Origin of the sequence: Stenotrophomonas sp. B1-1 (assembly GCF_010894375.1) — a bacterium.
Taxonomy (GTDB): Bacteria; Pseudomonadota; Gammaproteobacteria; order Xanthomonadales; family Xanthomonadaceae; genus Stenotrophomonas.
In genome coordinates this window covers 167,241-180,888 of record NZ_JAAIUZ010000023.1, presented here as the reverse complement: position 1 = coordinate 180,888, position 13,648 = coordinate 167,241, and the positions used below count along the sequence as shown (strand labels likewise).

Annotated in this window: 10 protein-coding genes; 5 read left to right on the top strand and 5 right to left on the bottom strand. The window is 66.8% G+C overall.

Going from position 1 to position 13,648, the window contains the following annotated elements; translation table 11 throughout:
* Positions 1–3: 3 nt before the first annotated feature.
* Positions 4–480: a histidine phosphatase family protein gene (locus G4G00_RS17240; RefSeq protein ID WP_108748018.1), complete on the bottom strand. Its 477-nt coding sequence runs from the start codon at positions 478–480 to the stop codon at positions 4–6.
* 52 nt (positions 481–532) lie between these two features.
* The gene (locus G4G00_RS17235; RefSeq protein ID WP_108751769.1) at positions 533–1,162 is read right to left on the bottom strand and encodes a ParA family protein; all 630 of its coding nucleotides are present in this window, start codon (positions 1,160–1,162) and stop codon (positions 533–535) included.
* Positions 1,163–1,284: 122 nt separating this feature from the next.
* Here G4G00_RS17235 and G4G00_RS17230 point away from each other — a divergent pair, with 122 nt between their 5' ends.
* Positions 1,285–2,769 (top strand): AAA family ATPase, encoded by a 1,485-nt coding sequence (locus G4G00_RS17230; protein WP_108751768.1) that lies wholly within the window; start codon positions 1,285–1,287, stop codon positions 2,767–2,769.
* Positions 2,770–3,315: 546 nt separating this feature from the next.
* On the opposite strand, the gene G4G00_RS17225 is transcribed toward G4G00_RS17230, so the two are convergent.
* Together G4G00_RS17225 and G4G00_RS17220 are read right to left on the bottom strand one after the other, a co-directional pair.
* Complete coding sequence (locus tag G4G00_RS17225) at positions 3,316–4,221, bottom strand: AEC family transporter (RefSeq protein ID WP_108751767.1); 906 nt, start codon at positions 4,219–4,221, stop codon at positions 3,316–3,318.
* Positions 4,222–4,239: 18 nt separating this feature from the next.
* Positions 4,240–4,875 carry a hypothetical protein gene (locus G4G00_RS17220; RefSeq protein WP_108748014.1) on the bottom strand — a complete coding sequence of 212 codons (636 nt, stop codon included), beginning with the start codon at positions 4,873–4,875 and terminating at the stop codon, positions 4,240–4,242.
* 165 nt (positions 4,876–5,040) lie between these two features.
* On the opposite strand from G4G00_RS17220, the gene G4G00_RS17215 reads away from it, so the two are divergent.
* From G4G00_RS17215 to G4G00_RS17205, 3 genes are all read left to right on the top strand, one after another.
* The gene (locus G4G00_RS17215) at positions 5,041–8,727 is read left to right on the top strand and encodes an indolepyruvate ferredoxin oxidoreductase family protein (protein WP_108751766.1); all 3,687 of its coding nucleotides are present in this window, start codon (positions 5,041–5,043) and stop codon (positions 8,725–8,727) included.
* A 181-nt stretch (positions 8,728–8,908) separates the two neighbouring features.
* Positions 8,909–9,268, top strand: a complete 360-nt coding sequence (locus tag G4G00_RS17210; protein ID WP_070488755.1) for a helix-turn-helix transcriptional regulator — start codon at positions 8,909–8,911, stop codon at positions 9,266–9,268.
* A gap of 33 nt (positions 9,269–9,301) precedes the next feature.
* Positions 9,302–10,588 (top strand): type II toxin-antitoxin system HipA family toxin, encoded by a 1,287-nt coding sequence (locus G4G00_RS17205; RefSeq protein WP_108751765.1) that lies wholly within the window; start codon positions 9,302–9,304, stop codon positions 10,586–10,588.
* Here the strand turns inward: G4G00_RS17205 and G4G00_RS17200 are convergent, their stop codons facing one another.
* Positions 10,589–11,203 (bottom strand): DUF938 domain-containing protein, encoded by a 615-nt coding sequence (locus tag G4G00_RS17200; protein WP_108751764.1) that lies wholly within the window; start codon positions 11,201–11,203, stop codon positions 10,589–10,591. It abuts the gene before it with no gap.
* Between the two features lie 797 nt (positions 11,204–12,000).
* Here G4G00_RS17200 and G4G00_RS17195 point away from each other — a divergent pair.
* Positions 12,001–13,632, top strand: coding sequence for a TldD/PmbA family protein (locus tag G4G00_RS17195; protein WP_164275274.1), 1,632 nt, complete (start codon positions 12,001–12,003; stop codon positions 13,630–13,632).
* Positions 13,633–13,648: the final 16 nt, after the last annotated feature.

Sequence of the window (13,648 nt, the reverse complement as noted above, 5' to 3'; positions counted from 1 at the left end):
GCTTCACGGCCACCAGAACGCGTTCAAGCTGGCCACACCGGGCTCGATGCTGGCCTCGCGGGGGAAGCCCAGCACCGCCACGCCCGCCGGCGGCATGCCCCGGTAGTCGCTGCTGGTGCCTTCGGTCATCAGGGCCACCAGCCGTTCCAGGCCCGGGTTGTGGCCGACGATCAGCAGCCGGTCCAGGTCGCGGCGGTCATCGACCAGCGCCGCCAGGGTGCCGGGGGTGGCCTCGTAGACACTGTCTTCCAGGCGCTTTTCGACATAGCCGATGGCCGCCATCACCGCTTCCAGCGTTTCGCGGGTGCGCCGCGCCGGCGAGCACAGCACACAGTCGGGCAGCAGGTTGTTGTCCTTCAGCCACTTGCCGGCGGCTTCGGCCTCGGCCAGCCCCACCGGCGACAACGGCCGGTCAAGGTCAGCCTGGCCAGGGGTGGCCGGTTCGGCATGGGCATGGCGCAGCAGGATCAGTTCACGCATTGCAGTTTTCCATTGGCCTACGGGAGTGACACAGGAAGGAAGAACACCAGCCTTACAGTTTCAGCCAGGCCAGCAGCGGTTCCCAGTCGGCCTGGTGCTCGCGCACCTGCGCCGAACGGTAGTCGAACAGACTGCGGCCCAGGCCGGTCATGACCACATAACTCTGGCTGTCGCGCAGCTGCGTGACTACCGGGTAGGGCCATTCGGCCAACATCTGCAAGGCCTGCTGCGACGTCTGGGTCCACGGCTTGGTACGGTTCAGCACCAGCCCCACCGGCAGCCTGCGGCTGTGTACGCGCGGGTTGCCGACCAGGCTGTTGAGGAAGCCGACGATGGCTTCGATGTCCAGCGCAGAGGGCAGTACCGGCACCACCACGGCATCGGCGGCGTCCAGGAAATGGGGGATATCGTCGGCCAGCGCGCCGGCCGGTGCATCGATGATGACGGTATCTGTGCCGTCGGGCAGCTTCTGCGCCCACTGCTTCTTGCGGTACACGTCGATCGGCAGCACCGCGCTTTCCAGCCCGGCCCGGCGCTGGGCCCAGCGCGTGCTGGAGCCCTGCGGGTCGGCATCGGCGATCACCGTGGCCTTGCCCTGCAATGCCGCGTATGCGGCCAGGTGGGTGGCGACGGTGGTCTTGCCCACCCCGCCCTTGGAACCGGCCACCAGGATCGTCTTCATGCCAGCCTCGCTTCCGGGTATGTGCCCCGAGCGTACACCGGCGCCCGTGACGGAAGGTAGCGCTGTGCTGAACCCCGGCCCCGGCCTTTGCTATCGTGGCGCCCCCGAAGGATCGAACCCGCATGAGCGAACTGCAGGACCTGAGCGCGCTGATCCGCGCCAACACGCCCTTGATCGTGATCGAGACCCAGGATGAGGGTCGCATCGTCGAACTGTTCCGGCAGACGCTGATGCATGTCTGGCGTGCCCTGCACCGCTGGTCCATCACCGAGGGCCTGCGCCGCATCGACCTGGAACGCGAGGACGAGGCGGTGGGGCCGCCGGACGCCAGCGCGGCGCTGCAGATGATCCGCCAGGCCGAACAGCGCGGCATCTACCTGCTGCTCGATTTCCACCCCTACCTGGGCTATGCCAGCCACCAGCGGGCGTTGCGCGACCTGATCCAGCGCCGCCACAGCCAGCCGCACGTGCTGGTGCTGATCGGCGCGAAGGTGGAACTGCCGGCCGAACTGGAAGCCCTGGCGGTGCGCTTCAACCCGCGCCTGCCCGACGCCAACGCGCTGCTGAAGATGCTGCGCGAAGAGGCCGATGCCTACGCCCGCGAACACGGCGGCCGCCGCGTGGAAGTGGACAGCGAGGCGGTGAAGAAGATCCTGAAGAACCTGCAGGGGCTGAGCCTGGTCGATGCGCGGCGCATTGCCCGGCAGCTGATCTACGCCGACGGCGCGCTGCGCGACGACGACCTGCCGCAGCTGGCGCGGCTGAAGTTCGAGCTGCTGAACCGCAGCGGCCACCTGTTCTTCGAACACGACAGTGCGCGCTTCGGCGATGTGGCCGGTGCCAACCGGCTCAAGCGCTGGATCAACCAGCGCCGGGTGGCCTTCATTGCCGGGTCTGCCCCGGCCGGGCTGGACCCGCCGCGCGGCATGCTGCTGCTGGGCGTGCAGGGCTGCGGCAAATCGATGCTGGCCAAGGCCACCGCCGCCGGCTTCGGCGTGCCGCTGCTGCGCCTGGACGTGGGCGCGCTGTACAACAAGTACCACGGCGAAACCGAGGCCAACCTGCGCCAGGCGCTGGCCTCGGCCGAGCAGCTGGCGCCGTGCGTGCTGTGGATGGATGAAATCGAGAAGGGCCTGGCCAGTGGCGGCGAAGATGGCGGCGTGTCGCGCCGCGTGCTGGGCTACCTGCTGACCTGGATGGCCGAGCGCAAGGCCCCGGTGTTCATCGTGGCCACCGCCAACCAGGTGCATGAACTGCCGGCCGAGCTGCTGCGCAAGGGCCGCTTCGACGAGATCTTCTTCGTCGACCTGCCCGCGCCGGATGTGCGCGTGGAACTGCTGCGCCTGCACCTGGGGCGGCGCCAATTGAATCCCGATGATTTCGCGTTGCCGGCGCTGGCCGCGGCCGCGAACGGGTTCTCGGGTGCCGAGATCGAGCAGGCGATCGTGGCTGGCCTGTATTCGGCCCATGCCGAGGGCCGTCCGCTGGATACCGAGCTGCTGATGACCGAGCTGCGGGCCACGCGCCCGTTGTCGGTGCTCATGGCCGAACAGGTGTCGGCATTGCGCGAATGGGCGTCGGGGCGGACGGTGTCTGCGGACGACTGAAGGGTTATCGGCCAACGGCGCAGCCCCTCGTGGCAGGGGTGGTTGGTCGCGAAATGCGGATCATGTGTCTGGGCCGGGCGGGTTGGATTCGCGGGACACGCCGCAAGTACGTCCTTGTAGGCTCGTAGGCGCCATCCATGGCGCCTGCGGTCCCGCGAACCCAACCCGCCCGACCCTCTGACAGCTTCCGTGCGCGGTCAGCCACGGAGAAGAAAAAGAAGAGCAAGAGCAGAAGCGGGTCGCTTCGCTCGCATCCACGCATGGCGTGGATCTACCGTGTCGACCAAGGTCGACACCTACCAGAGCAGATCAGATCCCGTGTCGTTCCGGCAGATCGCAGGAAACTGTCGGAGGTGGGGCGGTGTGGGTAGGCGGGACCGCAGGCGCCATGGATGGCGCCTACAAGCCCCCATGGAAGGGTTTACGGCGTGTCCCGCCTACCCACACCACCCCGCCCCCCACGGAATGCCAGCTTTTGCCGTTGCTTCAGTCGAGCATGGCTCGACTCTACAGCGGGTGCAGGGCTGCAAGCCCTGCCACACAACCTCACCCCAGTACCCACATCCATGCCGGCAGGGTGACCAGCGACAGCACGATGCCGTAGCCCACCAGCGCGGCCGCCAACCGCGGCGCCAGGCGGTGCGAGATCGCCAGCGCGGCGGCGGTGATCATGGTCGGCATGGCCGATTCGAGTACGTTGGCCTGCAGCATCAGGCCCTGCATGCCCAACAGCCACGACAGCGGCAGGGCCAGCGCCGGCAGCACCAGCAGCTTCAGCAGCAGGCCCACGGCCAGCGGCTTCAGCTCTTCGCGGCGCAGGCGCAACTGGATCGACAGGCCCACCGCCAGCATCACCAGCGGCAGCATCGCATCGGCCAGTTGCTTCAGCGCGGTGCCGATCCAGGCCGGCGGCTGCGCCGGCATCAGCAGCAGGGCGAAGACCAGTGCCCACAGCGGCGGAAAGCGTGCGATCCGCCCCAGTACCTGCCGCGCGGTGGGCGGCCGGTCGCCGCTGTAGCGGGCCAGCACCAGCAGACCGAACGTCGACAGCAGCAGGAACGTTCCGAACTGGTCGTACACCACCGCATACGGCAGCGCCGCGTCACCCAGCAGCGCACGCACCATCGGGTAGCCGATGAAGCTGGAATTGGCCAGCGCCACACAGATCAGCAGCACGGCGTGCACATCGCGGGCGAAACCAAACACCCGCGTGGCCAGGCTGACCAGCGCCCAGGTGGCCAGCATCAGCAACCAGGGCGTGGCCATCAGGCCCAGCAGGCTGGCATCCAGGTGCAGGCGCGGCACGTAGGTCAGCACCGCGGCCGGCAGGCAGACGTACAGCACCACCTTGTTCAGCGTTTCCGGCGCGGTTTCCGGCAATGCGCGCAGGCGCGCGAACAACATGCCCAACCCCAGCATGGCCAGGATCAGTGCGAACGCATCAAACGCCATCAGCGAGGTTCAGCAGGTTCAGGGCCAGGCCGGCGGTGCGGCCGCCCAGGCCTGCTGCACTTCGGCCAGGCTGGCCCGTTCGTCGTCGCGCCAGCCCGGCAGCAGTTCGGCGTAGCGGCTGCTGTCGCTCCACTGCGTGGGCTCGGTGCGCACGGCAGCGGCATACCACTTCACCGCTTCCTGCTGCTGGCCGGCACGCCACAGCGCCAGCGCGAAGGTGGGCGGCACCCAGCTGGGGTTGGTGTACTGGCTGCTGGTGGCCGACAGCCACTGTTCCAGCGCGCCCAACGGCTGGCCCTGGCGCATGAGGTCCCAACCGTAGTTCCAGCGTACGCCCCGGCCCGCTGCGCTCTGCGGCGTGGTATCGGCCAGTGCGTCGCGATAGAGCTTCTCGCCCAGCTCGGTGCGGCCCATGCCGATCGCCACCGATGCCAGCTGTATGTTGGCTTCCAGCACCTTGCGGCCGCGCTCGCGCTGCTTCATCAGCTGGGCCACCAGATCGTCACCTTCCCCCTGGGCCACCACCATCGGTGCAGCCGCGGCATCGGTGTCGAAGTAGAACTCCTGCGGCGCTGGCAGCGCCGGCGCGGCCCATGCGTTGGCCACGCCCAAGGCCAGCACGGCGCTGGCCAACCACTTCAATGAAACGGACATCAGACTTCCCCCTGGTTGAAACAACAACCCCCCACTCCCCGATCCTAACCCCTGCACGGCCGCCGATGCGAGTGCCGGGCCACCACGCCCCCACTGTTACAATCCGCGCCTTTCCCGCCCTGCCCCACGCAGGGCCGGTGCCAGCCGATCCTCACCGGGCCAGCCATGACCAGTACCGCGCAACTCACTTCGCCCTCTTCCGCCGACCTGATCGACCGTGATTACACGCTCGACCACAAGTACACCCGCAACGAGGGGCGGATCTACCTGAGTGGCGTGCAGGCGCTGGTGCGGCTGCCGCTGATGCAGCGCCTGCGCGATGCCGCCGAAGGCATCGACAGCGCCGGCTTCGTCAGTGGCTACCGCGGCAGCCCGCTGGGCGGCTTCGACCTGGAACTGTGGCGCGCACGCAAGCACCTGGAAGCGGCCAAGGTGAAGTTCACCCCCGGCCTGAACGAAGATCTGGGCGCCACCATGGTCTGGGGCACGCAGCAGACCAACCTGTTCCCCGGCGCCAACGTGCAGGGCGTGTTCGGCATGTGGTACGGCAAGGGGCCGGGCGTGGACCGCTGCGGTGACGTCTTCAAGCACGCCAATGCCGCCGGCACTTCGCGATACGGCGGCGTGCTGGCGCTGGCCGCCGATGACCATGCCTGCCGCAGCTCGACCCTGCCGCATGGCAGCGAAGACGAGTTCGTCAGCGCGATGATGCCGGTGTTGAACCCGGCCGGCGTGCAGGACATCCTGGACATGGGCCTGCTCGGCTGGGCAATGAGCCGTTACACCGGGCGCTGGGTCGGCTTCAAGACCATCGCCGAAACGGTGGAATCGTCGGCTTCGGTGGAAGTCGATCCGCTGGCGCGGCGCATCGTGCTGCCCGAAGACTTCGACATGCCCGTCGGCGGCCTCAACATCCGCTGGCCGGACCCGCCGCTGGACCAGGAGATGCGCCTGCACCGCTATGCGGTGAAGGCCGCGCAGGCCTTTGCCCGCGCCAATGGCATCGACAAGGTGGTGATGGACGCGCCGCGCGCGCGGCTGGGCATCGTCACCACCGGCAAGAGCTACCTGGACGTGCTGCAGGCGCTGGAATACCTGGGTCTGGACGAAGCGGCCTGCGCCGACATCGGCATCCGCGTGTACAAGGTCGGCATGACCTGGCCGCTGGAACCGCAGGGCATCGCCCGCTTCGCGCAGGGGCTGGAAGACATCATCGTGGTGGAGGAGAAGCGTGCCTTCATCGAGCGCCAGATGAAGGAGCAGTTCTTCAACTGGCCGGCCAGCTGGGGCCAGCGCCCGTCCATCGTCGGCAAGTACGACGAGAGCGGCGAGTGGATCCTGCCGTCCACCGGCGAACTGACCCCGGCCACCATCGCCGGCGTGATCGGTCGCCGCATCCAGAAGTTCTTCAACAACGAATCGATCGAGCAGCGCCTGCAGTGGATGCAGGAAAAGGAAGCCGAGCTTGCGTTGCCGCGCGCCAGCTTCCCGCGCGTGCCGCACTACTGCTCGGGCTGCCCGCACAACACCTCCACCACCGTGCCGGAAGGCTCGCGTGCGCTGGCCGGTATTGGTTGCCATTACATGGTGACCTGGATGGACCGCAGCACCGACACCTTCACCCACATGGGCGGCGAAGGCGTGACCTGGGCCGGGCAGGCGCCGTTCACCGATACCCCGCACGTGTTCCAGAACCTGGGCGACGGCACCTACTTCCACAGCGGCTCGCTGGCGATCCGCCAGGCGGTGGCCGCCGGGGTGAACATCACCTACAAGATCCTCTACAACGACGCGGTGGCCATGACCGGCGGCCAGCCGGTGGACGGCCCGCTGAGCGTGCCCGACATCGCCCGGCAGATGCGCGCCGAGGGCATCCACACCATCGTGGTGCTGTCGGACAACATCGGCAAGTGGACCGGCCAGCGCGAGCATTTCCCCAGCGATGTGGAGTTCCACGACCGCAGTGAACTGGATGCGGTACAGAAGCGCCTGCGCGAAGTGAAGGGTGTTTCGATCCTGATCTACGAACAGACCTGCGCCACCGAGAAGCGCCGCCGCCGCAAGCGCGGCAAGCTGGAAGATCCGCAGAAGCGGGTGCTGATCAATTCACTGGTCTGCGAAGGCTGCGGCGACTGCGGCAAGAAGAGCTTCTGCGTGTCGGTGCTGCCGAAGGACACCGAGTTCGGGCGCAAGCGCGAAATCGACCAGTCCAACTGCAACAAGGACTATTCGTGCGTGAATGGCTTCTGCCCCAGCTTCGTGACCGTGCACGGTGGCCAGCCGCGCAAGGGCAGCAAGCGTGATGCCTCCACGCTGCTGGACAACCTGCCGGCGCCGACCGTGCGCGGCACGCTGGAACAGCCCTGGAACATCCTGATCACCGGCGTGGGCGGCACCGGCGTGGTGACCATCGGCGCGCTGCTGGGCATGGCCGGCCACCTGGAAGGCAAGGGTGCTTCGGTGCTGGACCAGACCGGCCTGGCGCAGAAGGGCGGCGCGGTGACCACGCATATCCGCATCGCGCGGCGCCCGGACGATATCCACGCCGTGCGCATTGCCGCCGGCGAGGCCGACCTGGTGCTGGGCTGCGACATGGTGGTGGTGAATGACTACTGGGCGCTGTCGAAGGTGCGCGCCGGCCGCTCGCAGGTGGTATTGAACACCTACGAAGCGATGCCGGGCACCTTCACCACCCGCCCGGACATGCAGTTCCCGGCCGCCGACATCATTGCCGGCGTGCGCGTGGCGCTGGGCGGCCAGGAGCCGCTGCTGCTGGATGCCACCCAGTTGGCCACCGCGCTGCTGGGCGATGCGATCGCCGCCAACCTGTTCATCCTGGGCTACGCCTGGCAGCAGGGCCTGGTGCCGCTGTCGTTCGATTCGCTGATGCGTGCCATCGAACTGAATGGCGCCGCCGTGGCGATGAACCAGCAGGCCTTCGCTTGGGGCCGCCTGGCCGCGGTCGACCCGCAGGCCGTGCAGCAGGCTGCCGGCCTGGTGCGCAACCGCCACACCGACACCGAAGCCACGCCCGGCCCGCTGCACCCGCTGCCGCCGGGCGAATGGGAAGGCAACGAATGGGGTGCCACCGCCGCGCCGCGCAACACCGGCGACGAACGCGAACTGCGTGGCCTGCCCTCGCACGGTGGCGACGTCGCGTTCCTGCCGTTGGACGATGCACGCCTGTCGCGTTCGCTGGATGAAATGATCGAACGCCGTGCTGCGTTCCTGGTCGACTACCAGGATGCCGCCTATGCCGCGCGTTACCGCGATCTGGTTGCACGCGTGCGCGTGGCCGAAGGCGAGCGCATCGGCGGTTCCACCGCGCTGACCGAAACCGTGGCCCGCTACCTGTTCAAGCTGATGGCCTACAAGGACGAGTACGAAGTGGCGCGCCTGTACACCAGCGGCGATTTCCAGCGCCGCCTGCAGCAGCAGTTCGAGGGTGACTACCAGCTGCGCTTCCACCTGGCGCCGCCGCTATTCGCCAAGAAGGACGAACAGGGCCGCCTGCTGAAGAAGGAATACGGCCCGTGGATGTTCAAGGCCTTCGGCCTGCTGGCCAGGCTGAAGTTCCTGCGTGGCGGCCGCTTCGATGTGTTCGGCCGCACCGAAGAGCGCCGCATGGAACGCCAGCTGATTGCCGATTACGAGGCGACGGTGCAGCTGCTGCTGGACGGACTGGAGGACGACCGGCTGTCGCTGGCGGTGGAGATTGCCAGCGTGCCCGAGCACATCCGCGGCTTCGGCCACGTCAAGGAAGCCCATTTCGCGCAGGCCAAGGCGCGCGAAGCGGCGCTCCTGGCGCAGTGGCGCAACCCGAAGGCGCTGCATATCGTGCAGGTGGCGTAATCGGCAGCAGGACCCTCCCGGCCCTTGGCCGACTGCCCGGAAGGATTTCGCGCCTGAAGCGCTGGCGATCAATGCCAGCGAACGCCAACATTTGAGAAATTGTCGCCGTTCAATGACATTCTTGAAATGTTATCGAACGTCGACTTTTGATTAAATGTTGCCGAGCGCATACATTCCAGCTATGGACATCCTGCGAACGTCCCGAGACCTGGGCCTGGTCATCCGCCAGCGTCGCAAAGCACTCCGTTGGGATCAGGCCCAGCTGGCCGAACGCGTAGGCGTCAGTCGGCAATGGGTCATCGAAATGGAGAAGGGCAAGCCGCGGGTGGAGCTGCAACTGGTGCTGCGGACGCTCAACGTCCTCGGCCTGATACTGGCTACGGGCACTGTCGAGGGAATGGCCTCCTCCGCTGCATCGTCGGAAATGCCTCTGGAACTGCCTGATATCGACACTATCGTGGATGGCAACGGGCTGCGCCCGGACGAGCACCGCGCGACTGCCATGACGTTGGGGCGTAGAAAGCCCCACAAGGCCGTCTGACAGCCCCTTCCTCCCGGACATCGTGCCTCCCGCATGGACCTCAACGTACTCCTTTCCAACAGACTGGCTGGATACCTGGGACAGGATGCACATGGCCATCCGACATTCCGGTATGCAGACAGTTGGCGCCAGACGCCGGGCGCCTATCCCTTGTCACTTGCACTTCCATTGACAGAGAACAGCGCGCCCGCTGCCACGCTCTCTGCGGTCCTGTGGGGGCTGCTGCCCGACAACGAGGCCCTTCTGCAGCGATGGGCTTCCCGGTTCCATGTTTCGTCCCGCAACCCGGTCGCGTTGCTGTCACATGTCGGTGAAGACTGTGCCGGCGCGGTCCAGTTCGTACGAGGCGAACGGCTCGCCGCCGTACTTGCCGGTGAGGACGATCAGCAGGAGCCGCTGTCCCTCCATGAGGTCGCCCAGCGCCTTCAGCGGATCCGAGTGGACCAGATTGCAGCGCGGCAACCCGATGATGTCGGCCAGTTCAGCCTGGCCGGGGCGCAACCGAAGATCGCCCTGATGCAACGCGACGATGGAGGTTGGGCAATTCCGGCCGGTCGCATCCCCACCACGCATATCCTCAAACCCCCCAGTGGCGACTACGACGGATTCGTGGAGAACGAGGTCTTCTGTCTGCGCCTGGCCAGTCAACTCGGCATGTCGGCTGCGTCCACTGAAATGATCTGCATGGAGGATGCACAGGCCATTGCGGTGACGCGCTTCGACCGCGTACGAACAGCGCAGGGTTGGCAACGCGTTCACCAGGAAGACTTCTGCCAGGCGTTGGGTGTCATGCCACACATCAAGTACCAGAATCAGGGCGGACCGGGGCCGGCCGATCTGGCGCGCGTGCTTTGGGAACATTCCAGCAAGCCCCGAGCGGATGTCGAAAGACTGCTGCAGGCACTGCAGTTCAACTATCTCATAGGCGGCACTGACGCGCATGCCAAGAACTATTCGCTGCTGATCGGCGCACAAGGAAACGTTCGCCTTGCCCCGCTGTATGACATCTCAAGTGCACTGCCCTATGCACATCTGCAGCAACGCAAGATCAAGATGGCCATGAAGATCGGCAGTCATTACCGCTGGTGGGATGTCCGCCTGGCGGATTGGGAGGCAACCGCTGATGGAATGAAGCTGGACCCGCAGAAAGCACTGTCGGGCCTGTTCGACATGGCAACAGAGCTTCCCGGCATCGCCCGGGCGTTGCTTGCGGGATTGCAGGCAGAAGGCATGCGCCACCCGGTTCTGGAACGTCTGGTGGACGGCATCAGTGCAAGCTGCCAGCGCTGCCTGCGTCAATTCGAACAATCCGCTACCTGATCACCCCAATCGCCATAGCAGCAGTCGGTTGTTGGCCGGCATGGCCACGTCGCGCAGGCGGGTGAAGCCGTTGTCCGCGGCCAGCGCCTGCACGGCTTCCACATCGCGGATGCCGCTGCGCGGGTCGCGCGCCTTCAGCCAGGCATCGAACTGCGCATTGCTGTCGCTGGTGTAGCGGCCGCCGTAATTGAACGGGCCGTACGCCGCAAGCAACGCGCCGTGGCGCAGCAGCGGCGGCAGGGCGGCGAACAAGGCCTGCACGTAGTCCCAGCCCATGATGTGCAGCGTGTTGGCGCTGAATGCGGCGTCGAAGGTGCTGCCTGCGGGCAGCGCCAGACCTGGCGCAGGCGGCAGTTCCACCTGCAGCGCCAGCGGCGGCAGCAGGTTCAGCAAGGCCGCCTCGGCGCGCCAGGCCTCGATGCCCGGCAGATGGTCGGGGTGATCGCTGGGCTGCCAGCGCAGCCACGGCCAGCGCTCCGCGAAGAACGCGGCATGCTGGCCCGTACCGCTGCCGATTTCCAGCACCCGGTGGCGATCGCCCATCCACGGGTCGAGCGCCGCGGCGATTGGTTCGCGGTTGCGTTCGCAGGCTTCTGAATACGGCTTGCTCGACATCAGGGCGGGGTCCAGGCGGAGTCGGCCCATTGTGCACGAGGGGGGATTGTTGGGCAGGGCTTGCAGCCCTGCACCTGCTCAATGCAACAGCAACAGCAACAGCAACAGCCTGCATTCCTTGGGTTGGCGGGGTGGGTCCGGTTGAGGGGGACGCTGCAAGTCCCCCTCCGGGGCCCGGCCCAGCCGCTGGCGGCTGTGCGTTCGGGCGCTTGCGAAGCAGTGCTTCGCAAGCAAAGCGCCCTCACCCATGTAAGCTCGGTCGCCGCATCCATGCGGCTCACGCCCCCTCAACCGGACCCACCCCGCCTTCGACAGTTGGCTGCGTTCTGTCAGGACAGCTCTTGGGGTCAGATCCGTTTTCCGAAGGAAAACGGATCTGACCCCATTTTTATGTATCGATATCTGACAGATGTGTCGACCAAGGTCGACACCTACCAACAGCCGCGCGGACAACCATCGCAGTTCCCAACAGCTGCAGGAATCTGTCAGAGGTGGGGTGGTGTCGGATTGCGGGGTGTCAGCCGCATGGATGCGGCTGCCAAGCCTCCATGGACGGATTCACGGCGTCCCCGCAATCCGACACCGCCCCGCCCACCCACGGAATGCCGCTCTGGCTCTGGCTCTGGCTTTGGCCGTTGCCGTTGCCCCAAGCAGGTGCAGGGCTGCAAGCCCTGCCCAAACCCTCCCCACCCATGACTGCAGTCACTTGCCGCCATGCCCCGCGCTGGCGAAAGTCAGGGAGTTGAAGTGATCGGCCTGGCCCGTTGCCAGCCGCACGGAAGTGAGAGAGAGACGCTGTGCAACGACGTGAGTTCCTGGCTTTTTCCGGTCTGGGTCTGGCGGGCCTGGTGCTGCCGCATTCGCGGCTGATCGCGGCCGAGCAGCTGCTGGCCCCGGTTGATACCGCCCAGCGCAGGCGCCTGGCCGAGGTGGCCCTGTCCGCCGCCCGCAGCGCCAAGGCCAGCTACTGCGACGTGCGCATCGGCCGCTACCTCAACCAGTCGGTCATCACCCGCGAGCACCAGATCGGCAACGTGACCAACCGGGAGTCGTCCGGCGTGGGCGTGCGGGTGATCGTCAATGGCGCCTGGGGCTTCGCCGCCACCCACCAGCAGACCGAGGCCGCCGTGCGCGGGGCCGTCGAGCAGGCAGCCGCCATCGCCCGCGCCAACGCGACCATCCAGACCCGCCCCGTGCAACTGGCCCCCACCCCGGCCGTGGGCGACGTGCGCTGGCAGACGCCGGTGCGCAGGAACGCCATGGCCGTACCGATCCAGGACAAGGTGGAACTGCTGCTGGCGCTCAACAGCGCCGCGCTGGACGCCGGCGCCGACTTCATCAACTCCACCCTGTTCCTGGTCAACGAGCAGAAGTACTTCGCCTCCAGCGACGGCTCGTTCATCGACCAGGACATCCACCGCATCTGGCTGCCGTTCACCGCTACCGCCATCGACAAGGCCAGCGGCAAGTTCCGCACCCGTGCCGGGCTGTCCTCGCCGATGGGCATGGGCTATGAATTCCTCGATGGCGATGCGCGCGGCAAGGTGCAGCTGCCCGGCGGCATCACCGCCTACCGCGATTCCTACGACCCGGTCGAGGACGCCATCGCCGCCGCCCGCCATGCGCGCGAGAAGCTGAAGGCGCCCTCGGTGAAGCCCGGCAAGTACGACCTGGTGCTGGACCCGTCCAACCTGTTCCTGACCATCCACGAGAACGTCGGCCACCCGCTGGAACTGGACCGCGTGCTGGGCTACGAGGCCAACTACGCGGGTACCAGCTTCGCCACCCTGGACAAGCGCGATGCCGGTTTCCGCTGGGGCAGCGACCTCGTCACCTTCTTCGCCGACAAGACCCAGCCGGGCAGCCTCGGTGCGGTGGGCTACGACGATGAAGGGGTGAAGACCCAGCGCTGGGACCTGGTGCGCGACGGCGTGCTGGTCGATTACCAGGCCACCCGCGATGAAGCCCACATTCTGGGCCGCGAGGCCTCGCACGGCTGCAGCTACGCCGATTCCTGGTCCAGCGTGCAGTTCCAGCGCATGGCCAATGTCTCTCTGGCGCCGGGCAAGGCGCCGCTGAGCGTGGACGACATGATCAAGGACGTGGAGAACGGCATCTGGATCCACGGCCGCGGCTCCTATTCCATCGACCAGCAGCGCTACAACGCGCAGTTCGGCGGCCAGCTGTACTACCAGATCAAGGACGGCAAGATCGCCGGCATGGTCGAGGACGCGGCCTACCAGATCCGCACGCCGGAGTTCTGGAACGCCTGCACCGCGATCTGCGACCAGCGCGACTTCCGCCTCGGCGGTTCCTTCTTCGATGGCAAGGGCCAGCCCGGCCAGGTCTCGGCGGTCTCGCACGGATCGTCCACCACCCGCTTCAACGGCATCAACATCATCAACACCGCGCGCAGTCTCGGCGCCTGAGTCTTCCCATCCTTCG

Excerpts from the sequence above, each read along its gene's own strand:
- G4G00_RS17240 (WP_108748018.1), bottom strand. The coding sequence starts at position 480 with ATGCGTGAACTGATCCTGCTGCGCCATGCCCATGCCGAACCGGCCACC.
- G4G00_RS17235 (WP_108751769.1), bottom strand. The coding sequence starts at position 1,162 with ATGAAGACGATCCTGGTGGCCGGTTCCAAGGGCGGGGTGGGCAAGACC.
- G4G00_RS17230 (WP_108751768.1), top strand. The coding sequence starts at position 1,285 with ATGAGCGAACTGCAGGACCTGAGCGCGCTGATCCGCGCCAACACGCCC.
- G4G00_RS17225 (WP_108751767.1), bottom strand. The coding sequence starts at position 4,221 with ATGGCGTTTGATGCGTTCGCACTGATCCTGGCCATGCTGGGGTTGGGC.
- G4G00_RS17220 (WP_108748014.1), bottom strand. The coding sequence starts at position 4,875 with ATGTCCGTTTCATTGAAGTGGTTGGCCAGCGCCGTGCTGGCCTTGGGC.
- G4G00_RS17215 (WP_108751766.1), top strand. The coding sequence starts at position 5,041 with ATGACCAGTACCGCGCAACTCACTTCGCCCTCTTCCGCCGACCTGATC.
- G4G00_RS17210 (WP_070488755.1), top strand. The coding sequence starts at position 8,909 with ATGGACATCCTGCGAACGTCCCGAGACCTGGGCCTGGTCATCCGCCAG.
- G4G00_RS17205 (WP_108751765.1), top strand. The coding sequence starts at position 9,302 with ATGGACCTCAACGTACTCCTTTCCAACAGACTGGCTGGATACCTGGGA.
- G4G00_RS17200 (WP_108751764.1), bottom strand. The coding sequence starts at position 11,203 with ATGTCGAGCAAGCCGTATTCAGAAGCCTGCGAACGCAACCGCGAACCA.